This window comes from Arcobacter sp. 15-2 (assembly GCF_047159865.1).
Taxonomy (GTDB): Bacteria; Campylobacterota; Campylobacteria; order Campylobacterales; family Arcobacteraceae; genus JAIOSF01.
Map to the genome: position 1 here is coordinate 2,228,751 of NZ_AP038804.1, position 25,898 is coordinate 2,254,648.

The window sequence follows — 25,898 nt, forward strand, 5'->3', positions numbered from 1 at the left end:
TTTTGTAAATCTTTTTCTTTTAGAATGTAAATTTTAAATTAACATATCCATATCGACCTGGATCATTCAATAAAACTCTATCTCCACCTGTTTCAACATATCGTACATCTTCATAAGTATTTGTTGAAGCATAAGTTGTATCAAATATATTATCCACACCTACAGTAAATCCAAAGTTTTTGTGTATTTGGTTTGTGTATTTTAAGTTTACTAGAGCATACCCTGCTAACTCCTGCTCTTTTGCTGAACTATCATAATTGTCCCATCTATCAACTGCAACAATTTCTGTTGTAAATTTAGCTTTATTATGTTCAAAATTCAAAGCTATATTTGTTTTTAAAGGTGTTACTTCAGCTAAATCTTTATCTGCAAAGCTACCATCTTTTTTTCCTCGTTGGTAAGCAACACCATAATCAAGTGAAAAAGCATCACTTATAATATAATATCCACTAACATCAAGTCCATATATCTTTGCATCAATATTTGTGAAAGTTCCTGATATATTATAAATATAATCTTTTAATTCAGAATAGAATAGTTTTGTTTTAATATTTAAGTCACCAATATTTTTTTCAAAACCTAAGTCAACTTCGTAGTTTTTTGTATCATCTAAATTATTGTTTGTTGCACCATAATATAACTCTCTAGCATCTGGTACTCTTGAAGATTTTCCTATCCCTGCAAAATATTTTGTATCTGCATCTGCTTTATATGTAGCAAAAATATTAGCATTTAATGATTTGTAGTTTTTGTCTGTTTTCGATGAATCTTCTGATTCTATATCTGTATAATCATATCTTACACCTGTTTCAATTTTCAAGTTTCCAAAAGTATTTTCTAGTTTTGTAAATATAGCTTTATTTATTGTATCAGTAGAAGCTAAAGTAGTGCTTACAGGAACAGTAACCCCTGTTGCAACTGTTGTTTTAGACATTTCTCCTTCCCAGTTTCTTTTACTAGTATCTAATCCGATAGTTAATAATGAATCAGAAAGTTCCATACTATTTTTAATTTTTGTTCCCCACATAGATGACTCCATATGGTTTGTCATATACATCATTTTTCCATTATTTCTAAGTTTTGTACTCATAGGATGATCAACTTTAGAATAATAATAATCTAAACTTAACTCTTTAGATAAGTTTGATAAGTTTCTAGCTGTATATCCTACAGTATAAATATCTGAATCATCATAATCTGCATCCATAGGAGTGTTTGGATATAAAACATTGTCACTTCTATTTGCTGTATATGATAGTTTCAATTCAGAATCATCATTAATATTGATAATGGCTTTTCCAAGTAAAGTTTTTTTCTCAAAAGCTTCATCATCATTTTTTTGATATTGATTTACTGTGTTAACACCTTTTTTAATTTGTTGTTCTCTAAAGTCATTACCATTACCATCTTCATATTGGTCACCATTTTCAATAGAAGTAGAAAGTAGTAGTTTAAATTTATCACTTCCTCCACTTACTGTTGCACTTGCTTTTTTGTATCCGAAGCTTCCAGCATTTAAGTTTACTTCACCTTGAAATTCTTTTGATGGTTCTTTTGTTTTTACTTGAACAAGACCACTAAGTGTTCCAAAATTTTCTACATCATAAGGACCTTCTGTAACTTTTACACTTTCGATATTATTTGATAAAACATGTGAAGTAGGAGGATCCATTCTATTTGGACATGCACCATAAATTTTTGCATCATCTACTAAAATATTGATATTGTCTTTTTTCTGACCTCTTAAAATAATATCATTTGCAATACCACTTCGTCTAACAATCGAAACAGATGGTATGTTTTTTGATAATGCTTCAGCTAAATCTGCACTTTTAATCTCTTCAGTACTTACATCTGATACTATTTTATTATTTATCTTTTCAGATACCTCTATTTCCCCTAAATCTTGTGCTGCTGCATTCATTGCAACTAAGCATGCTAAAGATAGATAGATTTTTTTATTCATAAACTTTACCTTTTATTAAATTTTCAAGATAAAGAATATCTTTAAAGTGTTAATTAACTGTTAATCAACACTCTAATTAAGTTTTCTTTTATTGCTTTGTAATAAGTTCCAAAATTTTTTCTTTATTATCACAAAAATGACTATCTCTTGAGATAAGGAAAAGATCATTTGCTTTACCTCGTATAGATTGAATTTTTGCACTGTTTATCTCTACATCAAAATCATCAAAGGTTTTTGCAATATAAGAAAATAGCCCTTTTTGATCTTTAGTGTTTATTTTCATCAATGCTAAGCTTTTCGTATGATTACAGTCTATAAAAATTTCCTCTTTTAAAATCGTTGGTTTTTTTAGTTTGATATCTCTAGACATATCAAAAGAGTCTGTAATAATCTCTTCAACAAAAGGTAAATCATCTTCATCTAATCTTTCATTAAAAGTTATTTCGAAAAACTTTTTATCATCAAAGAGTTTATAAATTCCCATTGAAACAATATTTAAAAATTGCATTTTTCCTAATAGATAACCCAAGTTCAAAGGAACAGCTCGCGTTATTTTAATAGAGAGTCTTTCTTTATTTGAAATAGTATAATCCCAATTTATAGCATTTTTTGCACGCTTTGCAATTTTAATAATATCTTCTGCCTTGTATTTTAAATACATTTGATTTGACTCAATATGAAGAATCTTTTTCTGCATCAATCGTGATGATTCTATAAAGAGTTTATTTTTTTTGATTGTATTTTCTTTTGCAACTCTTCTTGTACTAATTTGAAGTAACTCTTTATTGTTAAAAGCAGGAATTGATTGTAAGTATAACTCTTTCAATAAAGAAGCCGTTGAACTTTTATAAAATTTTTCATCTACTGAACAGATATCTGCGTAAGTCAAGATATATAAAAGTTTTAATGCTTCATGCGTTTGAATAAGTCCAGTAAAAGCTAAAATAGTCTCTTGTGCATAAATATCTTCAGTTGTAGCTATCTTACTCATCATATTGTGATAGCGTATTAAAGTCGATGCTAAAGTGATATTTTCATCTGATATTTTTAAAGATTTTGCAAATTTTTTAAATAAATTTTGACCCACAACATGATGGTCCTTTCCTCTTCCTTTACCACAATCATGAAAAAAAGAGGCTAACCTTAAAACAAATTTTTGGTTTTGGTTTAGTTTTTCATACATAACTTGTAAAAAAGGATCTTGAATATTTTGAAGATGATACAAAGTTTTAACACTGTGAATATCGACAGGATGTTTATGATAACCATCAAATTGAGGCTGATTTATAATCATCTTCATTGTAGGAATAAGTTCTACTAAAAGTGAAGAGTTGTATAAAAGTTTCATCAGAGGATAAAGGTTTTCTTTATGTAAAATAGCTACTAAAAGTGCCTTTGTAGCATCATTTAATTTACTTGGAAGAATTGTATTAGAAGCATAATACACATAAGATGAATCAAAATATTTAACTCCAACAGGTAAAGAAACAAGCTCTTTTAAAAATAGGTTGAGTTTCTTAGGTTTCCTTTGAAATGAAGTATAAATTTTATTGTCATAGTAAAAAATATTTTTTTCTATTCTGTGCTCTTTTAGTTTTGTAAAATTTGTTAGATCGTAAATATATTTTCGTGTAATCTTTTTAGTAACAATCACTGAAAAATGATGAATAGTATGTAATGATAGGAGTATTTTTTCCATACATTGCCGCTCTTTTACATATCTTGAAGTATCACAAAAACCTAACCAATCACTTAATTCTGGTAAGCGATCAAAAGTAACAATATCAAGTTTCTTTTTTGCAATAAGATGTAAAGCAGTTCTTACTTTAAAAATATATTCTACAGCAATAGCATATTTTTTATACTCCTCATCACTAAAAATTGTTCTACAAAGTTGTTTTGTATTTGTTACCCCAAAAGCAATATTTGCCATCCAAAAAAGCATATTGGATTCTCTCATTCCACCATAACCATCTTTAATATTGGGTTGCATATTTAAAGGTGTTTTTAAGAGTCTCGCTTTATGTTCAGCAATTTTTTCCTCTACAAACTCTTTTCTATTGTGTTTTCTAATTTTTGATAATGTATGTTCAAATTTAAACCAAAGATGTTTTGATCCATAAATAAATCGAGATTCCAAAATTGATGTTTTGATAGTGATATCAGTTTGAACCTCTTGTGCCAAGTTTGCAATATTATGTACACGGCTACCTAGTTTCAACCCACTATCCCAAGCCAACAATACAAACTCTTCTAAAATCGGTTGAATATTAAAACCAGAAACATCTTCATACAGAAGCATGATATCTATATCACTATAAACACATAATTGCTCTCTACCATAACTACCTAAAGCGATAACATTAACAGGTATATAACTACTCATAGGCATATAGGAACCAAAATGTTTTCTTAAAAGATATTTATATATAACTTTTATAAAACTATCTATTTTTTTAGTATGTTTGACTAAAAAATCTTTTCCACTAGAGTTTTTAAAAATTTCATCTAGTGAGTTTAAATACTCTTTTATCTCTTTTTTGATAACTTTAGCAATCTGAAAATCAGGAGCTTTTGAATCTATAAGTTCTTCAATTTTTATGTTTATGTTTGTCATAGAATTATTCTATCATAAAATAAATTAGTATTTCTATTTGCAATTTTATCTAATTTTAAGAATTGGATTGTTACAATTTATAAATTCTATTAAAAGGTACAGAATATGAAAACAAATCTACCTTCACATATAAATAATTGGTCATTCACTAAAAACAAAAAAGAAAGCTTTTTCATAAAATATGATGTTTTTATTATTGTTTTTGTTTTTATAGTAGGATATCTAATTATTTTTTAAATTCATTAAGATAATCAAAATAAAAAAATGATATAGTTGCTCATTAAAATAAATAGAAATGGATATATCATGACTGAAGATGAAAAAAAATACTTTAATAGACAAATACAACTTTGGGGTGAAGAAACTCAAGAGTCTCTAAAAACAAAAAAAATTGCAATTATAGGTTCTGGTGGATTGGGATGTAGTTTAGCAATTGCATTAGGAAGTAGTGGAATAGGGCATATAGATTTAATAGATTTTGATACAGTTGGTGTCCATAATATTCATCGTCAAATTGGTTTTAAAGTTGGAGATGAAGATAAACTAAAGTGTGAGGTTCTTAAAGAACTCATAGAATCAAGAAATCCTTTTGTAACAGTAACTGCACATGATATGGATTTTGATACTTTTAGCTTTACTGATGATTATTATGATCTTATTTTAGATGGAACAGACAATTTACCTGTAAGAGCTAAAATCAATGCCTTTTCTAAAGATAAAAACATCCCTTGGTTATATGCAAGTGTAGAATCCTTTCATGGTCAAGTATGTTTTTTTGACAAATCTGATTTTGAATCTGTTTTTAATGTAACAGATCATAAACCAGGAGGGATAACAGCCCCAATTGTGATGCACATAGCTTCATTTCAAGCAAACTTAGCACTTCGTTATTTAGCTGGTTTAAAAATCAAAAAAGATACTCTTAATTACTTTTTCTTTGATGAAGAGGGTGAGTTCACACACCAAAAATTTTCACTACCAACTGCATAACAATAGGAGTAGTTTATATAATAGATTTTTAAGTAATTTCAGGCTATAATTATCAAATTTACAACATAAACAAGGAAATTTAATAATGCCAAAAAGAGAAGATATAAAGTCTATATTATTAATAGGATCTGGTCCTATTATTATCGGTCAAGCGTGTGAGTTTGATTATTCTGGTACTCAAGCTACAAAAACATTAAAAGAGCTCGGTTATAGAGTTGTATTAATCAACTCTAATCCTGCTACTATTATGACTGATCCTGAATTTGCAGATAAAACATACATCGAGCCAATCACAGAAGATATGATAGCAAAAATTATTGAAATTGAAAATATTGATGCTATTTTACCAACAATGGGTGGTCAAACTGCACTTAATGTTGCTACAACAATGTATGATAAAGGTATGTTAAAAGGTATTAAATTTCTTGGAGCTCATCCTGATGCTATTAAAAAAGGTGAAGATAGACATCTTTTTAATGAAGCTATGATAAAAATAGGGATGGATTTACCAAAATCAGCAAATGCTTATACGGTAGAAGAAGCTATGGAAAAAGCAAAAGAGATTGGTTTTCCAGTAATATCAAGAGCATCATTCACACTAGCAGGTGGTGGTTCTGGTGTAGCTTATAATATGGATGAGTTTAAAAAACTTGCTCAAGAAGGTATTGATGCTAGTCCAATTAACGAGATTGAAATTATGGAATCAATGCTCGGTTGGAAAGAATACGAAATGGAAGTTATCAGAGATAATAAAGATAACTGTATCATCGTATGTTCGATTGAGAACTTAGACCCTATGGGTGTACATACAGGTGATAGTATAACAGTAGCTCCTGCACTTACACTTACAGATAAAGAATACCAAAATATGAGAAATGCTTCTTTTGATATTTTAAGAGAGATTGGTGTTGATACTGGTGGTTCAAATGTACAGTTCTCTATTTGTCCTAAAACAGGAAGAATGATTGTTATTGAGATGAATCCAAGAGTTTCACGATCTTCTGCTCTTGCTTCGAAAGCTACAGGATATCCTATTGCAAAAGTTGCTACACTCTTAGCAGTTGGTTTTACACTTGATGAAATTGAAAATGATATCACAGGGACAACTGCTTCTTTTGAACCTGTAATTGACTATGTTGTTACAAAAATTCCTCGTTTTACATTTGAAAAATTTCCATTGGCAAACTCTACACTCTCAACTGGTATGAAATCTGTTGGTGAAGTTATGGCTATGGGTAGAACATTTAAAGAGTCTATGCAAAAAGCACTTTGTTCTTTAGAAACAGGACTTATAGGATTCAATGAAAAGGAAGGAAATCTAGATCTTATTAAAAAAGAGATCAGAAGACCAAATGAAAATAGAATCTTATATTTAATGCAAGGATATAGAGAAGGTTTAACAAACGAAGAATTATTTGAACTTTGTAATATTGACCCTTGGTTCTTAACACAATTTAGAGAAATTTATAACGCTGAGTGTAAGATGAAATCTTTACAAGAAAAAACTTTATCAGATGAAGAATTTTTAAGAAAAGTAAAAACATTTGGTTTTGGTGATGAGATGATTGCAAAACTAACTGGAACAAATCAAAATGATGTATATAATGCTAGAAAAAATTTAGGTATAAATCTTGAATACAATGAAGTAGATACTTGTGCAGCAGAATTTAAAGCATTAACACCATATTTATATTCATCTACAAATATTACAAAACTACCAAAACTAGATGAAACAAAATCTTCAGATAAAAAAGTTTTAATTATCGGTGGAGGTCCAAATAGAATTGGTCAAGGTATTGAGTTTGACTATTGTTGTTGTCATGCTTCATTTGCTTTAAATGAGATGGGTGTAAAAACAATCATGTATAACTGTAATCCAGAAACGGTTTCAACAGATTATGATACTTCAGATATTTTATATTTTGAGCCTATTGATTTTGAACATGTACAAAATGTAATAGAAACAGAAAATCCAGATGGTATAATTGTACACTTTGGTGGGCAAACGCCATTAAAATTAGCAAATGCTATTCACGATATGGGTGGTAAAATCATCGGTACAACTGCAGAAGTGATTGACCTAGCTGAAGATAGAGAAAAATTTTCTACATTTGTAGAAAAAGCTGGACTGTTACAACCAGATAATGGTACAGCTGTTACTTTAGAAGAAGCACTAGAAATAGCAAATAGAGTTACTTATCCAGTACTTGTACGACCTTCATTTGTACTTGGTGGTAGAGGTATGAAGATTGTTTATAGTGATTCAGAGCTCAAACAATATATGGCAGAAGCTGTCTCAGTATCAAATGATGCACCAGTTTTAGTAGATAAATTTTTAGATCGTGCTATTGAGCTTGATGTAGATTGTATTACTGATGGAACTGATGTATATATTGGTGGTATTATGCAACATATTGAAGAAGCGGGTATTCACTCTGGAGATTCAGCTTGTAGTTTACCTCCAATAAGTTTATCTGATACACTTTTAAAAGAGGTAGAAGAGAAAACAAAAACTATGGCTTTAGAGTTAGGTGTAGTAGGACTTATGAATACGCAATATGCTATTCATCATGGTAAAATTTATTTAATTGAAGTAAACCCAAGAGCTAGTAGAACAGTACCTTTTGTATCTAAAGCTACAGGTATTCCTATGGCAAAAGTTGCTACTAGAGTTATGTATGGAGAATCTTTAAAAGACGCTTTAAAAGCTTACGATAAAGATGAAAAAATTGTAAATGTTACAAACCCATCAAGAGCAAATTTATTATTACCTATGTTAAAAGGACATGTTGCTGTTAAAGAAGCAGTATTCCCATTCAATAAGCTAAGTGGTGCTGATCTTATTTTAGGACCTGAGATGAAATCTACAGGTGAAGTTATGGGTATTAGTGATGATTTTGGAAAAGCATTTGCAAAAGCACAAAGTGCTGCTAAAAACAACCTTCCTAGTAATGGTGGTAAAGTGTTCATCTCTCTTGCAGACCTTGACAAAGAGTTTGCACCTGAAATTGCTCTTGGACTTGAAAATGCAGGTTTTGATATCATTGCAACTGGTGGTACTTATAATATTATTAGTGAAGCAGGTATACCTTGTGAAAAAGTTTTAAAAGTAAGTGAAGGTAGACCAAATATTGTAGATAGTCTTATGAATGAAGAGATTGTTATGGCTATAAATACAAGTGATGGAGAAGAAACTAGTAAAGATGACGGACTACAAATTCGACGAACAGTTTTACGAATGAATGTACCATATTTTACTACAGTTGCAGGAGCATTAGCTTCAGTTAAAGCAATCGTAGCTATTAAAGATACAAATGGATTAATTCCTAAATCAATTCAAGAGTTTTTACTGTAAGAGAAAGTTTACAGTTGAACCCCTCTTTAGTTTATTTAACTCAAACGGACACTACAGTAGGTTTTTTATCACAAGCTGATAAAAAACTTTCTCGTGCTAAACAACGAGACTCAAAACAAAAAACACTACAAGTTGTTGATACCCTTAGAACACTCAAACAGTTTATAAGGGTACCAAACTTACATAAAAAAACAATTCGTAATGCAAAAAACTCTACTTTTATATATCCAAACCAAAATGCTTTTAGAGTTGTCCATCACAATTCAAAGCATCAAAATTTTTTACAAAAATTTAATCTTATGTATTCAACATCTGCAAATAAAACAAAAAACAGTTTTAATTTAGAATATGCCTTAAATAATAGTGATATTGTAGTTTATACAAAAGAAAATTTTCAAGAGAAGAAGGCTTCTAGTATTTATAAGATAAGTAAAAATAAAAAGATAAAAATTCGATGAAAAAATTATTTCAAAGTTTTCTTTTTTTAATTTTGATGGACACTGCAAATGCAAAAGATATTATAAATGCCAATTTTAGTCAATTGTCATTAAAAAATGTTATTAAAATAACATCTCAAACAATAAATAAAAACATTTTAATATCAACAAAACTTCCAGAAAAAATAAATTTTGTTTCAAGTAAACCTATATATAAAGATGAAATTCTTGATATTTTAAAAACTATTTTACATTCAAAAGGGTTTGAAATAGTAGAAAAAAATAATATTTTAAATATTATAAAAATAGCACCATCTGATAATATAGAAATAATATATTTAAAAAATACAAAAGCTAGTGATATTTTAGAAATTCTTCAAAGTTTAGAACTGAAGAGTAAAGATAAAAACAACATTAAAATTGCACAATTTAAAGATACTAATGCAATTATATTAAAAGGATTAGAGAGAAAAATAATTCCATTTTTAAATCTGATCAAAGAACTTGATACCTCAAAACAACAAGTTTATGTGCAAGCAAAAATAATCGAAATTAGTGAATCAAAAATTCAAGATATTGGTATCGAGTACGGTTTAAATGGTTTTGATAATACTGGTTCAGGTATTATGACTTTTGCTTCTTCTTTAAATAACAATCAAATAAATAATGCACTTAGCTTAGAACAACTCAGCGTATATGGATACAATCCAAAGAATATTCAAAGTGGATTATCTCTTGGTGCAACTATTAATTTATTGAAACAAAATAAGGCTTTAGATATAGTAAGTGAGCCATCTATCTTATGCTTAAATAATAAAGAGAGTTCTATTTATGTTGGTGAAACACGCTCTATTCCTACAGGAACTACAATAGGTACAACAACCACAACAAGTTTTAAAAGAGAAGATATAGGTCTAAAACTTATAGTCAAACCAAGAATATCAAATAACAACAAAATAACGCTAGAACTCCATACTGTTTTAGAGGATATAAAAGAAACAGATGCAAAAACAGGAAATCCAAATACAAATAAAAAAGAGGTTATAACTACGGTTATGGTAAACAATGGTGAAAGTATTATTTTGGGTGGTTTAGTTAAAAATAAAGTAGAAACTACAAATTCTAAAATACCATTATTAGGTGATATACCTTACTTTGGAGCTTTTTTTAAAAACTCTTATGACATCGAAGACAAAATAAATTTAGTAGTTGTAGTCACACCGTACATCATACCAAAATCAAAAGACCTTACTTTTATTATGCAACAACTTACAAAATTAAAAATGCTAGAAGCTAAATATATGAAAAGACTTATGAAAAGTTTAGAAAACCAAAAAGAACATACAAACATACCAGGTACTCATCAAAAAAGTACAACACTTAATCAAAAACAACATAACCAAAGACTTGAAGAGTTTTTTGGTCTATAAAAAGGGATATATACACTATGGAAGAACAAAAAAAAACACTTACAATTATAGATACTTTTGGATTTTTATTTAGAAGTTATTATGCACTACCACCACTCAAATCAGCTACTGGATTTCCAACAGGGATGCTTACAGGTTTTATGAATTTTATAAGTGGAATAGGGCGAGATTTCAAAACAGACTATTTAGTTTTTGCACTTGACAGTAAAGGAAAAACTTTTAGAAGTGATATTTATGAAGAGTATAAATCACATCGTCCTGAAGCTCCTGAAGATTTAAAAGCACAACTTCCAGTTGCTATTGACTTTATAGAAAAGATGGGATTTATGACAGCATCAGAAATAGGGTATGAGGCTGATGATATCATCGCTTCATTGGCACATGATGGTGTAGCCAACGGTTTAAAAATACGAATAGTTAGTCATGATAAAGATTTATATCAACTTATAAATGATGATATATGTATGTTTGACCCAATGAAGAAAAAAGTCGTAAGCAGTGAAGAATGTTTTACTAAATATGGAGTATATCCACATCAATTTACAGACTACCAGTCACTATTAGGGGATAGTGCAGATAATGTACCTGGAGTAAAAGGGGTGGGTGCGAAAACTGCTATGGCTTTAATTCAACAGTTTGATACCCTTGATAATATCTATGCAAATATAGATAATATTGAAAAACCGCGATGGCAAAAGCTCTTAAATGAAAATAAAGAGATGGCTTATATAAGTAAACAATTAGTAACATTAGCTACTGATTTTCATGCTTTAGAGCATTTAGGTTCGATTGAGGCTTTGGAGTTACCAAAAGAAAATCCGATTTTAAAAATTGCAGATACATTACATGAATTTGGGATGAATAGAATTATCGATAAGGTTCATAAAGAGGGTTTAAATTACAAAACAACTATCCCTTTAGGATATGATGAATCTCAATTTCAAGTAAAAGAAAAAGAGGTTTTAAATTGTGAGTATATCCTTTTAAATCAATCTTCAAAACTTTTTGAAGTACTTAATACTATTCCAAAAAATTCTCTAGTTGCTTTTGATACAGAAACAACAGGGATAGATGCTAAAAAAGCTAATATTGTAGGCTTTTCTTTTTGTTGGGAAAATTCAAAAGCGTATTATGTGCCAATAGCACATTTCTATCTAGGTGTTGAAGAACAAATATCTTTAAATGATGCTAAAAGAGCAATAGAGTTACTAAATACCCATAAACTTATTTTACAAAACTTTAAATATGATTTAGAAGTGGTTCAAAATAATTTTGGAATTGATATAAAACTCTATGCAGATACAATGATTATGGCGTGGCTTTTAGATAGTGATAAACCTGTAGGAATGGATAAATTAGCTATTCGACTTCTCGATGGTTATAAAACTATAGCTTTTAAAGATGTTGTTAAAAAAGGTGAAGATTTTTCAAATGTAAATATTATAGATGCTTGTGCTTATGCAGCAGAAGATGCATTTATTACTTTTAAACTTTACTTTAAAATATTGGAAGCATTTAAAGTAAATGATGAAGAATATCTTATGAAAATTGCAACTCAAGTTGAGTTTCCTTTTGTAAATGTTTTGAATAATATGGAAAATAGAGGTATCAAAATAGATATAGCATTTTTTGAAAACCTTAAAGAAAAAAGTAAAAATAACTTATTAGAACTTACACAGTCTATATTTACTTTAGCAGGAGTTGAGTTCAATATTAACTCTCCAAAACAATTAGGAGAAGTTTTATTTGAAACACTACAACTAACAGCATCTAAAAAAACAAAAACAGGGTATAGTACAAATGAATCAGTTCTACAAAAAATAAAAGATGAACATGAAGTTGTACCCAAAATTTTAGAATATAGAGAAGCTTTTAAATTGCATTCAACTTATATAGAACCTCTTTTAGAATTGGCAAAACAAAATGATGAAAATAAAATATATACCTCATTTTTACAAACAGGAACTGCTACAGGAAGACTGAGTAGTAAAAATCCAAACTTACAGAATATTCCTGTACGAACAGAATCAGGACGAGCTATAAGAGAAGGTTTCATAGCATCACCTGGTTATAAATTAGTAGGTATAGATTATTCCCAAATTGAGTTACGATTACTTGCTCATTATAGTAAAGACCCAGAATTAGTAGCAGCTTTTAGAGAAAACAAAGATATTCACTTACAAACAGCTATTAAAATTTTCGGAGAAGATGAAGCTCCAAATAAAAGAAATATAGCTAAGTCTATCAATTTTGGACTTTTATATGGTATGGGAAGTAGAAAACTTGGAGAACAACTAGAAATCCCATCAAAGGAAGCAAAAGAGTATATTGATAGTTATTTTAAAAGTTTTAGTACAGTAAAAGATTTTATGAAATCAATTCAAGAAAATGCTATGGAAAATGGATATGTAAAAACATTATCTGGACGAAAAAGAAGATTTGATTTTGAAAATGCAACAGGGATGATGAAAGCAACTTATGAAAGAGAATCTGTAAACACAGTGTTTCAAGGAAGTGCCTCAGACTTAATCAAACTAGCAATGATAAAAATAGATATGAAATATAAAAATAATAACGATTTAAAAATGTTATTACAAATACATGATGAATTGATATTTGAAGTTAAAGAGGAAAAATTAGACGAAATAACAGAGAAACTTACTTATATAATGGAAAATATTTACAAACTAGAAGTACCATTAAAGGTGAGTTTATCAATTGGAAATAATTGGGCAGACCTAAAATAATTTTTTAAGTTTTTATATAATTTGTTTCGGTACTATATATTTATTAGTATATGTCTTTGACATAAATAACTATTTTAGATACAATAACAAAATATAACTATAGGAAATACGAAGTATTATGATAAAAAAAATAAGAAAATTTAGCAATATGTCGATTTTATGTATAACAGATAATAAAAAAACGATTCAAGATATTCAAAATAAATTTAAAGATGCAAAAAATCTATTATTTTTAACTACTTTGGAAGAGATTAAAAACGAAACAAAACCGTATGATATTTTATTGTTAGATTATAGTATTTCAAACGCATTAGAGTTATTAAAAGAGCTCAAGCTTATAAAACCTATGTTGCCGAAGATTGCTATCCTAACAGGAGATGATGAAAAAGATATGGTAGACTGTATTAATTATGGTGCATATTCAATATTGTCAAATCCTATTAGCTACAATGATTTAAAACTTTCAATTGTAATGGCTCTTAACCAATCAAAAAGAGTTGATAAAGTTTCTTTAAATCACGGTATCTATTATGATGATTATAGAGAAAGATTCTATAATGATAATGAAGCGATAAATTTTACACGCTTTGAGTTTGATTTGTTAAAATTACTTTTAGACAATCACAATAGAATTATTAGCTATGATGAGATAAAAGAAAAAGTTTGGAAAGAAAAGAAAATGAGTATTTTTACAATGAGAAATGTTGTTAATAAAATCAGAAATAAAACTTATTATGAGATTATTAAAAACAATTCATCATCAGGTTACCAAATAGACGATATACAATAAAAAGAATGGACAACATAATGGAAGAGCAAATAGTATCAAAAGATGAAATAGTAGAGATGTTTTCTCTAGGTGTACTAGAAGATAATGAACATGGTTGGTTACTATATGGACAAGAGATTCAAATCATTGCTTTGCATGAAACAGACCCTAAGTATATGCAAGATGTTACAAATGCTAGTTTTTATAAACTAGTCCCAATAAAAAAATAAAAGGAGAATTTAAATATGTCACATTGCCCCTTTTGTAAAAAAAAGATAGCCATGAGTAAGGCATTTTGCTCAAGAAGTTGTAAAGAGAATTACTTTCAACTTATTGCGATTCAAATACCGAAACTATTTCTAAAAAGAATCTATGTCTTTTGTAGTAAAGAAGAAAGAGAAAAAGAGATTGCTAACTTTGCTGCTAGACATAAATGGAGATTAGATTTATTGAAAAATAAAATCGAAGATGAGGCTATAAAAATGGGGTATATCAAAGACCCCAACGCCTAATCTAATTTACTTTATACTTTTTATATACACTTATATAAAGTATAGAGCAAAGAATTGCAAATACTCCTGAAATAATCATTCCCATCGTTAACCATTTTGTACCCATTAAAAAGCCTAGTTGAATATCGGGTTGTCGGAATACTTCAGCTATGATTCTCATAATTGAATATAAAATCACATACAATAAAGCAATTTGACCATCAAATTGTTTTTTCGTTCTAATAGTATATAAAATAACAAATACTACAAAACCTTCTAAAAAAGCTTCATATAAAGCAGAAGGGTGTCGTAAAACTCCATTTACATAAATACCCCATGATACATCTGTTGCACGACCTACAAGTTCTTGATTTACAAAATTCCCAATTCTACCAAAAATATAGCCTAAAGGAACAGCTAAAGCAGCAATATCTGTCATAAACCAAAAACTCATCTTGTTTTTTCTACACCATAAATAAGATGCAATAATAAAACCAGCCAAAGCTCCATGATAACTCATACCTGAGATACCGATAAAAGAACCATCTGCTGCAAAAGGGTTAAATATTTGCCAAGGATTCACAAGATAGTAGCTTGTGTGTGGATCGTAAAATAAAACATATCCTAGTCTAGCTCCCAAAATAACACCTATTTCAACCCACCAAACATAACTACCAAAAAGATCTTTGTCTATAGCTAAATTATCTTTTTTTATAATCCAATCTGCAATATAAATTGCACTTAATAGTGCCATTGCATACATTATTCCGTACCAATGTACACTAACCCCAAATATATTAAATGCTACAGGGTCAAAATTACTATAAATATTATTCCAAGTTTCCATCAAGTATTTTGTTCCTTACTTTTTAATCTAAAGCATCTGCAATAAGTTCTATAGGATTTTTAAAAACTACTTGAGTATCTGTTCTTCCTAAACTATCTGTTATTTGCATTCTACAAGCACTACATTCTGCACTCACAACAGAAGCTTTTGTTTTATTGATCATTGCAGCTTTTTTAACACCGACTGCTTTTGCTAAATGATATTTTTCACTTTGCATAGTAACACCACCAAAACCACAACATTCATTTGAATCAGACATCTCATCTATCTCATAATTTTGTTCAATTAATTTTCGAGGTTCTTTTGAAATACCTTGCATTTTTTTAGCATGGCAAGGATCATGATAGGTAACTATATCATTCATCTTTTTACCATGTGATTTTAATAAATCTGCTAATTCAGTACTATCTTCTAACCACTTTGTCGCCATCAGAACTTTAGGAGCTAATTTTTCTGCTCTTTTTTTCCATTCGGGTTGATCGTGGAAGTAGTGTGCCCAATCAATGTTTATCATAGCACTACAAGTAGCTTCTGGAATAATAATAGAATCAACTTCATCGATAAATGTTTCAAAATATTTTATGTTTTTTTTAGCTAGATCATCAACTGTATCAAAATCACCTGTAAAATAAGCAGGAGCACTACAACATAATTGTTTTTTAGGAATCATTACATCTATTTCCAATTTTTCTAAAATCTTTAATAAACTTTTTCCAATATTTGTATATGCATAATTACCCATACATCCAATAAAAATAGCTACTTTTTGTTTTTTCTCTTCAGCTACTTCAACTTTGGAATTTTTAATTTGTTCAGGATATGAATTTAAAAATGATTTTCTATCTGCATAGGGAAGTGTTCTATCTTTTATAAGTTCAATTGGAAATTGAAATCTTGATTTTGCACCTTGGTTTTTTGATTCGATTTTTAAACCACAAGTTTGAAATACCCATCCAAGTTTAGCCATAAAATCCATCACTTTTCTATGTCGTAAAAGATAAAAAAATGCTCGTTTATACCAAGCTATTCCATATTTTTTAGCTATATCTGAACGGACTTGTTCGATTATCATATCTGTTGGAAGGTCATTTGGACAGGCTTCTACACAGTTAGTACATAAAAAACAACTTTCAAATATCTCTTTTGCTGTTTCATCCAACTCTAGCTCATCTCTTTTATAAGCACCAAGTAGATCGATAAACCCTCTAGGACTTGTTGCTTCATCTTGATTTACATTAAAAATTGTACAATTTGTTTTACATTTTCCACACTTTATACAATCATCACTTATTTCTGTATAATTAAACTTATTATTCATTATTTAAAACTCTCCACTAATTCTTCTAATTCTAAAAATCTTTCAACCTTCGTCTCATATATATTATTTGTGCTATTTAACTCTTCACTTACAGCTAATAAACCTTTTTGTTCGTAACATTTAGGATCCATAATACACTCGTTTAACTCTTCTATTTTTAACTCTAAAGCCTCTATCTCTTTTGGTAAAGTTTCATAATCTCTTTTATCATTAAATGTTAATTTTACCTTAACCTTTTTTTGAGGAACTTCTTTTAATTCTACTGTTTTAACCACTTCATTTGTTTTGGAGTTTTCCATCTCTTCTACATATTTAGCATCTTTTTCATCTTCAAGGTATTCACTATATTTTTGATAACTTTCCTCTAATAATCCATCACCTTTAAATATATAAAGTTTTTTGGCAATCTTATCTACAAAATATCTATCATGACTTACAAATATTAAAGCACCTTGAAAATTCATAAGATATTTTTCAAGTATATTAATCGTTGGAATATCCAAATCATTTGTAGGTTCATCCATGATTAAAACATCGAATTTTTTTGTAAAAAGTAGGGCTAAAGCGATTCTATTTTTCTCTCCACCACTTAAAACTCCAACTTTTTTTTCTAAATACTCTTTTGGAAATAAAAAGTTTTTTAAGTAACCATATACATGCATATTTCTACCATCATTGAGTTCAACTCTATCCCCACCATCAGGACAAAACTGATGCATGATAGTTTGGTTTTCATCTAACATCTCTCTATGCTGATCAAAGTATCCTACTTTAAACTCACCTTTTTTAAAACTACCTTTATCTATTTTTAGACGCTCAAGGAATACTTTTAAAATAGTTGATTTCCCACTTCCATTTGGACCTACGATTGCTATAGTATCTCGTTGTAAAATTCTTGCAGTAAAATCTTTGATAAGGGGTTTGTTTCCTAAAGTTAAATATACATTATCTAACTCAAAAAGCATTTTCTTTTTATTTTTTGTATCACCATCATTGAAAGATTTTTGCTCTCTTTCAATATCAAGTTTCATTTTATTTATTTTGGCAGGATTTGATTTTACTTTTTCTTTTAGTGCAAAATAGTTGTCTTTTCTTAGTACATTTCTTTTTCTTCGTGCTGTTACTCCATGTTGCATCCAGTGAGCTTCATCTCTTAGTTTACTTACTAGGTTATCATGTTCTTTTTGAAGATGAAGAAGATTTTGCTCTTTTTGGGCTAAATAATCTTTATATCCACCTCTATATTTTGTAAGTGTTCCATCTTCTATCTCTATAATATTTGTAGCAACATTATCTAAAAAGTATCTATCATGAGAGATGAAAAGTAAAGTGAAGTTTTCTTTTAAAAGTATTGTTTCTAAAAACTCTACCATATAAACATCGAGGTGATTTGTAGGCTCATCTAAAAGTAAAATATCTGGTTTTTTCAAAATCAATCCAGCAAGACCAACTCTTCGTTGCTCCCCACCACTTAAAAGATTGACATCTTTATATTCGTAATGTTTTAAGTCAAATTCTTGAAGTACTCTTTGAATTTTGTTGTCTAAATCCCAAGCATTATGATGGTCTAAATATGTCATATAGTGTGATTGTTGTTTGAGTAACTCTTCATTTTCAAAATCTGTAGCTAAAAGTTCAGAGATACGATTGTACTCTCTTTGAGCATGCTTGAGTTCTACTAGTTGCTCCTCAATTGCATCTCTTACGGTTAATCCTGATTTAAATTTTGGTTGCTGATCGAGCATCTCTATTTTAATCGATTTATCAATAGCTATCTCACCACTATCTGGTTCAACATCTTTTGTAATGATTTTCATAAAAGTTGATTTACCTTGACCATTTTGACCAATAACAGCAACTCTTTGTTTCTCTTGAAGTGTAAAGTTAATATCTTTTAAGATAACTTTTATATCGTATTGTTTATTTATTTTCTGTAAGTCTATTAGTGCCATCTATGTTTGCTATTTCCTAATATAAAATATTTGTTCTATTTACACGCGATTATATCTAAAATTTACTAGATATAATCTTGTGAAATATTTTTTATATAAAGGAACTAATAGTTTTGTAAGGTTACGATCAGTTAGATTTAGTTCCTTATATATCTTTTTTTTGATTAGAAACCATCTTCAACCAAAAATACCCAAATAATCCCGCAAATAAAGAAGCTGATAAAATAGCGATTTTAGCTTGAAATATTAATTCAGGGGTATTTTTAAAAGCTAAATCAGCTACAAAAATTGACATGGTAAATCCAATTCCACCCAAAAAAGCAACACCAAATATTTGACTCATAGAACTATTCTCAGGAAGTTGTGCAATTTTTAATTTGATTGCTAACCATGAAACACCAAAGATACCGATCACTTTACCTAAAATCAAACCACCAATGATTCCTAAAGAAACTGGTTGCATAATTGTATCACCAATTGAACTAAAATCTATACTTATTCCAGCATTTGCAAGTGCAAAAAAAGGGATAACAAGTAAAGCAACAGGAAGATGTAAATCATGTTCTAATTTAGAAGCAGGTGTACCAACTGCATCGATTTTATCTTTGATATTTAAAAGTATCGCTTTTTGTTTTTCATGCATAACATGATCTGTAGTAACGGGATATTTCGCATATTCATCTATCAGCCCTTTTGTATCATCAACAAAAGTTACAGGTGTTTCTTTCGGTTTTGAGGGGATTGTTAATGCTGCAATTACTCCTGCTATTGTTGCATGAACACCTGATTCAAGCATAAAAAACCACATAAATAATCCAACAACAAAATAAGGTAAAATCATATGAATTCCAAACCTATTAAAAGAGATCATTATCAAAAACATAACTCCTGACAATACCAATGCCATTGTATTAATAGTATCTGTATAAAATATTGCTATAACTAAAACAGCACCTAAATCATCAACAATAGCAAGTGCAACAAGAAAAGTTACAAGAGCAGGGGGAACCCGTTTTCCTAATAATACCAAAGCACTAATAGCAAATGCAATATCAGTTGCCATAGGTATTCCCCAACCTCCAGCACCAACTGTGCCATAATTTAAGTACAAATAAATCAGTGCAGGGAAAACCATTCCACCTATTGCTGCTAATATTGGTAAAATAGCAACTTTGATATTTGATAGTTCACCTGCTAAAATTTCTCTTTTTATCTCAAGACCAATAATAAAAAAGAAAATAGCCATAAGTCCATCATTTATCCAATGATGCAAAGAGTGAGATAACTCCCATGAACCAATATTAAAATCTATTTTCATATGAAAAAAATGTTCATATATTTCAGACAAAGGTGAATTTGCAAGTAACAAAGCAAGTACTGTCATACACATCAGTACCAACCCTGTAGTAGTTTGAGCATGTAGAAAATGTTCAAATGGTGTAGACACTCTTCTAAAAGCTTTCTCCCAAGGTGCGTATAGTTTCATATATGTTTCTCCTTTTTTTGTAAAATTGATTTTATAGTTTTCATATAATAAATATATAATATCAAAAATTTTATTTTACAAATATTTAATGGTCGAATTTATCTAGTGCCATTTCAAGATTATTGATAATTTTTTCCATTTTCTCAAGCGATACTGCAAAGTTTAACCTCATGAAACCTAAACCATTTTCCCCAAATCCTAATCCAGGATTGAGTCCTAGTTTTGCTTTTTTTACAAAAAAGTCTTTTAATTCTCTATCGTTTAAGTTCATTCCTCTACAATCTATCCATGCTAAATAAGTTGCTTCTATTGGAGTGAGTTTTACTTTTGCGGGGTATTTTTCACAGAGTTTTTTTAGCATCTCATAGTTTTTATAAAGATGTATTTTTAACTCTTCGAGCCATTTTTTTCCATGTGTATAGGCACTTTGAAATGCTACATGGGAAAGAACAGAACCATCTGCAAAATGATGTTTTTTATAAGTTTCTAAAAACTTTTCTTTTAATTTAGGATTTGAAATGGCTACACTACTCATAGCAATTCCTGCAAGATTAAATGTTTTTCCAACTCCTATGGCTGTGATACAAATATCTTTTGCTTTTTGACTTAATGAGGAAAAAGAGATATGTGTATTGCCTTCATAAACGAGATCAGAATGTATCTCATCTGCAAAAACTATAATATTATTTTTTATACAAATATCTAAAAGTTCAGTAAGCTCTTCTTTCTTCCAAACACGACCTACAGGGTTATGAGGAGAGCATAAAAGTATCATTTTTGTTCGTTCATTAATTTTTGATTTTAAATCTTCTAAATCAAAACCATATTTACTATTCTCTTCCAATACTAATTTATTCTCTAATACTTCTCGATTATGTCTTTTAATGCTTTGAAAAAATGGAGGATAAACTGGAGTCTGTACGATGATGTTATCTCCTTCATTTGTATATGCTTCGATGGCTACATTTATACTAGCAACAACAGAATGAGAATATATCATATCATCAAGTTCAAACTCTACATCGTGGTTATTTTTCATCCAATCTATTTGTGCCTGAAATGCACTTTTAGGAACCTCTTCATATCCTAAGATAGGATGAATAAGTCTTTTTTGAATATCTTCAAACACAAAAGAGGGCGTATCGATATCCATATCCGCAACCCAAACGGGTAAAACATCCTCCGTACCAAAAAGCCTTTTTTTAGCAGTATATTTTTCTGCATTTGTGTTTTCTCTCGGACTTGATCTCGTAAAGTCGTACATTATCTCTTCTTCCATACACTCACTTCAGATACAGTATGCTGATATTTTCTTTTTGTTTCTTTGATAACAAAATCTAAATCTTGTGTATGAATAAGTTCAAATTTATCTTTTAAAATCTCTTGCAATGTATCGATAGTTTTTACATCATTTCCATTATCATCTTTATATCCACCTAACCAAAACTCTTTTTTAGTTGAACTTTCTTGCCAAGTATATGGAGAAGTAAGTATCAAAATACCATCATCATTTAGTCTCTCATCAATAGTATCTAAAAATAGTCTTGGCTGATACAGTCTATCTATGAGGTTTGTAGCAAGTATCATATCGTATGAGTTAAAGTTTGGCTTTAAATTACAAGCATCACCTTGCCAAAAAGCAACTTTTTCTTTTAGATTTTCATATCCTAACTCTTCTATTGTTACTTTTTTATTCGTAAAAAGTTCTGCTTCATCTGGGCTTTGGAATGTTACTACACCATCTTCTTTTAGTTTTGTACCTACTTGCACAAATCGTACTGAGAAATCTATCCCTTCTACTTCGTCAAATGTTTTTGCTAATTCATAAGTAGCACGACCTGTGGCACAACCTAAGTCTAGTGCTTTGTTTGTGTTTTTTGTGTATTTTGCAGCTATTTTAGCACACTCTATTGCGAAGTTTTTTACACCAAAATGTGTATCTCCATATTGAAATTCACAGTATTGTGATACTAGTGCATCACTTTCATATATATCCATATCTTTTTTGTCCTTGTTATTTGTTATTACATATCGAAAACCTGCATTTTGGAAGAAGTGTCTTCTAAAACCATATCTAGAATCATTCATAATTAAGTTTCCACTACTTGCCCATGACGAGCCTAAAATAATTGCGTGTTTATCATCAAAAGTAGGTGTAGAAAAATCATCATACGCAACATGCGGTTCAAATCCTTCAAATCCAAATATTGGAGTTCGACTCCATTGCCATACATTTCCTACAACATCATAGATACCATTAAAAGAGTGAGTGTCTACATCACATGCACTAAAGTTTATCAAGTTTTGATTTGCTTTTTCTGTAGGAAAATCTAATAAATTTTCTAAATTTACATATTTACATATTGCTTTATATTCTACTTCACTTGGAAGTGTATATGTTACACCATCTTTTTGGCTTTTGTAGTTACAGAAAGCTTCTGCTTCTAGAGCATTTACATCTGCTGGAAAATTTAATGGCATATCAATAACTTTTGTTAAAGTTCTATACTTATAATTTTCTCCATCTTTTACCCAAAAAGTAGGGTGAAGGGCTTTTGAAATTTCTAAAAACTTTTTCCCCTCATCGCTCCAGTATTTTTCTTTTTTATATCCATCTGCTTTTACAAACTCCATAAACTCTGCATTTGATACGATATATTTTGACACTTGAAATTCTTGTATTTCATCTTCATAGTGTCCGTATTCATTATCCCAAGAGTAAAGATTGTGAGAGTCGTCAACTCCAAGTTTTATATGTGTAGCTGGAATAGTTACCATCTCATTTCGAAGTTCAGTATTTTTTGTATTTAAAGGGGTAAAATATTCATCATCTTTTATCAACTCTAAGGGCATCTGTCTATGTAAGACCAAAGAGGTTTCTATGTGAATTCTTTCATGCTCAATTCCCATCAAAATAATCCACATAGGACAATCTTTTGTAATAGGAAGTGTTAAAGGTAAGGTATCGATAAGATTATCAACAATAACACGCACATGATCTCTATATTCTCGTACCTCTTGTACAGCTGGCCAAGTGTACCGTTTGGAATCTGTATCATCCCATGTCATCTCATCTACCCCAATAGCAAATATTGATTCGAAATCTGGATTGATTCTATCTTCGATAATTCTCATATTTATGAGTTTATTTATAAAAAATGTTGCAGTATGACCAAAATAAAAAATCATAGGATGTCTAGTGATCTCTGATTGTTGATAAAACACATCATCATCTTTTAACACTTCAAATATCTTTTCAAAAGTATCATAACTATCATGAAAATATTTTTTAATCTCTTTTCTTTTTTTGGCTATATCGTTTCCATTTAAAGTAACAGGATATAAACTTCCATTTGTAAAATTCATTTGTATTTTTCCTTTTTTATTTTATGAACCTATATTTAATATCCACATAAAAATGGATATTGTAAAAATAGACAAAATTGTTTGTATTGAGACAATTGAGGATATCAATTTTAAATCACCACCTAATTCTCTAGCTAATGCATACGCCGATGATGCTGTTGGCATACTTGCAAATAGTATTAATAAAATCATTTTATCGTTTTCTACATCAAATAATAAACAAATCAAATACATTATAAAAGGTAATAGTATCAATTTACTAAATGATGATAAAACCAATGCAACTTTTGTGCTACCAATAGAAGAAAGATGTAATCCCACTCCTACAGATAAAAGTCCCAAGGGAAGTGCCGCTGAACTTAATATAGATAAAGTATTTTCAACAAATAATGGAAGATGTAATCCTAAAAAATTAAATGTTCCCCCGAAAAAACAAGCTACTATTAGTGGATTTGTAACAATTGAACGCAAAAAAGAGCTAACTGTAATTTTATTTTTTGGAACATAACTTGCAAATACAGTAATACAAAAAATATTTAGTAAAGGGATAATAAATGTTATAAGTAACATACCCATTACAAAATTTTCTTCACTTAACAAAGCATAAGTAAGTGCTAAAAATACATAAGTATTAAAACGAACTGCACCTTGATATATAGAAGTAAACGAGCTATTTTCAAATTTGAGTATCTTATTAATGAGTATTAAAAATATAGATAAAAGAACTAATGAAACAGAAGCAACAACAATAAAATCAAAATCTATGATATTTTGAATATTGGCTGTAGAGAGTTTAGAAAATAAAAGAGATGGGAATAGTACAAAGTAGTTAAATCTATCAAGATGTTTCCAAAAACTTTCATCTGGAAATTTTAAATGTTTAAATGAATACCCCAATAATATCAAAAGAAATATGGGAGCTAAAGTATTTATGATTAGCATAAATTAAAATATAGACCTATGATTCATTGATTCTCCTATAATTTAGTATCAAAAATAATAGCATAATGGTATTAAATAAAGATAATTTTTAAAATATAGCTTCTTATTAAAGATTAATTGAGTTTCATTAAGATATCATATTCAAAATTATTAAATTAGAAAAGAAGATATACAAATGATTGAGAAAAAAGGTTCAATATTAACAGTTAGAGAAGACATCAAAGTTTTTGACTGTACTATAAGAGATGGTGGTTTAGTAAATGATTTTCATTTTACAGATGAGTTTGTAAAAGCTCATTATGATACATGTGTGCAAGCTGGTGTTGATTATATGGAGATAGGAAAAAACAATTCACCTACATTACAAAGCCCAGAACAATTTGGAAAATGGAATTTCTGTAAAGAGGAAGATATCAGAAGTATTGTTGGAGACAATGATACAAATATGAAAATTGCAGTTATGTCAGATATCGGTAGAACTGTTGCATCTGAATTACTTCCAAAAAGTGAATCAGTTGTAGATATGGTAAGAATTGCTACATATATCCACCAACTTCCAGCTGCGATTGAACTTATCAATGAAGCTCATGCAAAAGGGTATGAAACTACTGTAAATATCATGGCTATTTCAAAATCATTTGATGATGAGTTAGATGAAGTACTAGAAGCTTTAAGTAATACACCTGTTGATGTTATTTATATTGCGGATAGTTTTGGTTCATTTTATCCAGAACAGATCAATAGACTTACAGAAAAGTATTTAAAAGTAGCAGAAGCAAAAGGAAAGCAAGTGGGAATTCATGCTCACAATAATCTACAACTTGCTTATGCAAATACAATAGAAGCTATGACTTATGGAGCTAGTTACTTAGATGTAACTATTTCGGGACTTGGAAGAGGTGCAGGAAACTGTCCACTAGAACTTTTAATAGGTTTTCTAAAAAATCCAAAATATAAAATGATGCCAGTACTAAAATTTATCGAAGAATTTATAGTGCCATTAGAAAAAGAACTTGACTGGGGATACTCGATCCCTTATATGTTAACAGGTCAACTAAATGAACACCCAAGAACAGCTATGAAAGCAAGAGATGAAAACGATACTGAGTATCGAGAAATTTATAGAAGTCTTTTGAGCGAGTAATAGAGTTTTACTCGCAAGGTTAGTTAGTTTTAACTAGCCTT

At 29.4% G+C, this 25,898-nt stretch carries 18 protein-coding genes; 9 read left to right on the plus strand and 9 right to left on the minus strand.

The window, feature by feature from the left end:
- Positions 1-19 precede the first annotated feature (19 nt).
- Together ACMCMH_RS11205 and ACMCMH_RS11210 are read right to left on the minus strand one after the other, a co-directional pair.
- Positions 20-1,966, minus strand: a complete 1,947-nt coding sequence (locus ACMCMH_RS11205) for a TonB-dependent receptor (protein ID WP_412725604.1) — start codon at positions 1,964-1,966, stop codon at positions 20-22.
- Positions 1,967-2,054: 88 nt separating this feature from the next.
- Entirely contained in the window at positions 2,055-4,583 is a 2,529-nt protein-coding gene (locus ACMCMH_RS11210; protein ID WP_412725606.1) for an HD domain-containing protein, read from the minus strand.
- Between the two features lie 306 nt (positions 4,584-4,889).
- Here ACMCMH_RS11210 and ACMCMH_RS11215 point away from each other — a divergent pair, with 306 nt between their 5' ends.
- The 8 genes from ACMCMH_RS11215 to ACMCMH_RS11250 all read left to right on the plus strand — a co-directional run bounded on the left by ACMCMH_RS11215 (position 4,890) and on the right by ACMCMH_RS11250 (position 14,823).
- Complete coding sequence (locus tag ACMCMH_RS11215; RefSeq protein WP_412725608.1) at positions 4,890-5,573, plus strand: HesA/MoeB/ThiF family protein; 684 nt, start codon at positions 4,890-4,892, stop codon at positions 5,571-5,573.
- Positions 5,574-5,658: 85 nt separating this feature from the next.
- Positions 5,659-8,928: a carbamoyl-phosphate synthase large subunit gene (gene carB / locus ACMCMH_RS11220; protein ID WP_412725610.1), complete on the plus strand. Its 3,270-nt coding sequence runs from the start codon at positions 5,659-5,661 to the stop codon at positions 8,926-8,928.
- Between the two features lie 14 nt (positions 8,929-8,942).
- A complete protein-coding gene (locus ACMCMH_RS11225; RefSeq protein WP_412725612.1) occupies positions 8,943-9,386 on the plus strand; it encodes a Sua5 YciO YrdC YwlC family protein in 444 nt (147 codons plus the stop codon).
- Positions 9,383-10,795 (plus strand): type II secretion system protein GspD, encoded by a 1,413-nt coding sequence (locus ACMCMH_RS11230; protein WP_412725614.1) that lies wholly within the window; start codon positions 9,383-9,385, stop codon positions 10,793-10,795. Before ACMCMH_RS11225 ends, ACMCMH_RS11230 begins: the two co-directional genes overlap by 4 nt.
- Positions 10,796-10,812: 17 nt before the next feature.
- Positions 10,813-13,542: a DNA polymerase I gene (gene polA, locus ACMCMH_RS11235; protein WP_412725616.1), complete on the plus strand. Its 2,730-nt coding sequence runs from the start codon at positions 10,813-10,815 to the stop codon at positions 13,540-13,542.
- A 118-nt stretch (positions 13,543-13,660) separates the two neighbouring features.
- Positions 13,661-14,332 (plus strand): response regulator transcription factor, encoded by a 672-nt coding sequence (locus ACMCMH_RS11240; protein WP_412725618.1) that lies wholly within the window; start codon positions 13,661-13,663, stop codon positions 14,330-14,332.
- A gap of 17 nt (positions 14,333-14,349) precedes the next feature.
- Positions 14,350-14,541 carry a hypothetical protein gene (locus tag ACMCMH_RS11245; protein WP_412725620.1) on the plus strand — a complete coding sequence of 64 codons (192 nt, stop codon included), beginning with the start codon at positions 14,350-14,352 and terminating at the stop codon, positions 14,539-14,541.
- A 51-nt stretch (positions 14,542-14,592) separates the two neighbouring features.
- Complete coding sequence (locus tag ACMCMH_RS11250) at positions 14,593-14,823, plus strand: hypothetical protein (protein ID WP_412725622.1); 231 nt, start codon at positions 14,593-14,595, stop codon at positions 14,821-14,823.
- Position 14,824: 1 nt separating this feature from the next.
- On the opposite strand, the gene lgt is transcribed toward ACMCMH_RS11250, so the two are convergent.
- From lgt to ACMCMH_RS11285, 7 genes are all read right to left on the minus strand, one after another.
- The gene (gene lgt / locus ACMCMH_RS11255; protein ID WP_412725624.1) at positions 14,825-15,649 is read right to left on the minus strand and encodes a prolipoprotein diacylglyceryl transferase; all 825 of its coding nucleotides are present in this window, start codon (positions 15,647-15,649) and stop codon (positions 14,825-14,827) included.
- Between the two features lie 22 nt (positions 15,650-15,671).
- Positions 15,672-16,967 carry a (Fe-S)-binding protein gene (locus ACMCMH_RS11260; protein WP_412725626.1) on the minus strand — a complete coding sequence of 432 codons (1,296 nt, stop codon included), beginning with the start codon at positions 16,965-16,967 and terminating at the stop codon, positions 15,672-15,674.
- Positions 16,967-18,919: an ABC-F family ATP-binding cassette domain-containing protein gene (locus ACMCMH_RS11265; protein ID WP_412725628.1), complete on the minus strand. Its 1,953-nt coding sequence runs from the start codon at positions 18,917-18,919 to the stop codon at positions 16,967-16,969. Before ACMCMH_RS11265 ends, ACMCMH_RS11260 begins: the two co-directional genes overlap by 1 nt.
- A gap of 145 nt (positions 18,920-19,064) precedes the next feature.
- Positions 19,065-20,405: a Na+/H+ antiporter NhaA gene (nhaA, locus tag ACMCMH_RS11270; protein ID WP_412725630.1), complete on the minus strand. Its 1,341-nt coding sequence runs from the start codon at positions 20,403-20,405 to the stop codon at positions 19,065-19,067.
- 85 nt (positions 20,406-20,490) lie between these two features.
- Positions 20,491-21,684 carry a PatB family C-S lyase gene (locus ACMCMH_RS11275; RefSeq protein WP_412725632.1) on the minus strand — a complete coding sequence of 398 codons (1,194 nt, stop codon included), beginning with the start codon at positions 21,682-21,684 and terminating at the stop codon, positions 20,491-20,493.
- A complete protein-coding gene (ovoA, locus tag ACMCMH_RS11280) occupies positions 21,669-23,771 on the minus strand; it encodes a 5-histidylcysteine sulfoxide synthase (protein WP_412725634.1) in 2,103 nt (700 codons plus the stop codon). The genes ACMCMH_RS11275 and ovoA overlap by 16 nt, the downstream gene beginning before the upstream one ends.
- 21 nt (positions 23,772-23,792) lie before the next feature.
- The gene (locus ACMCMH_RS11285; protein WP_412725636.1) at positions 23,793-24,713 is read right to left on the minus strand and encodes an AEC family transporter; all 921 of its coding nucleotides are present in this window, start codon (positions 24,711-24,713) and stop codon (positions 23,793-23,795) included.
- A 175-nt stretch (positions 24,714-24,888) separates the two neighbouring features.
- On the opposite strand from ACMCMH_RS11285, the gene ACMCMH_RS11290 reads away from it, so the two are divergent.
- A complete protein-coding gene (locus ACMCMH_RS11290; RefSeq protein ID WP_412725638.1) occupies positions 24,889-25,857 on the plus strand; it encodes an aldolase catalytic domain-containing protein in 969 nt (322 codons plus the stop codon).
- Positions 25,858-25,898 lie beyond the last annotated feature (41 nt).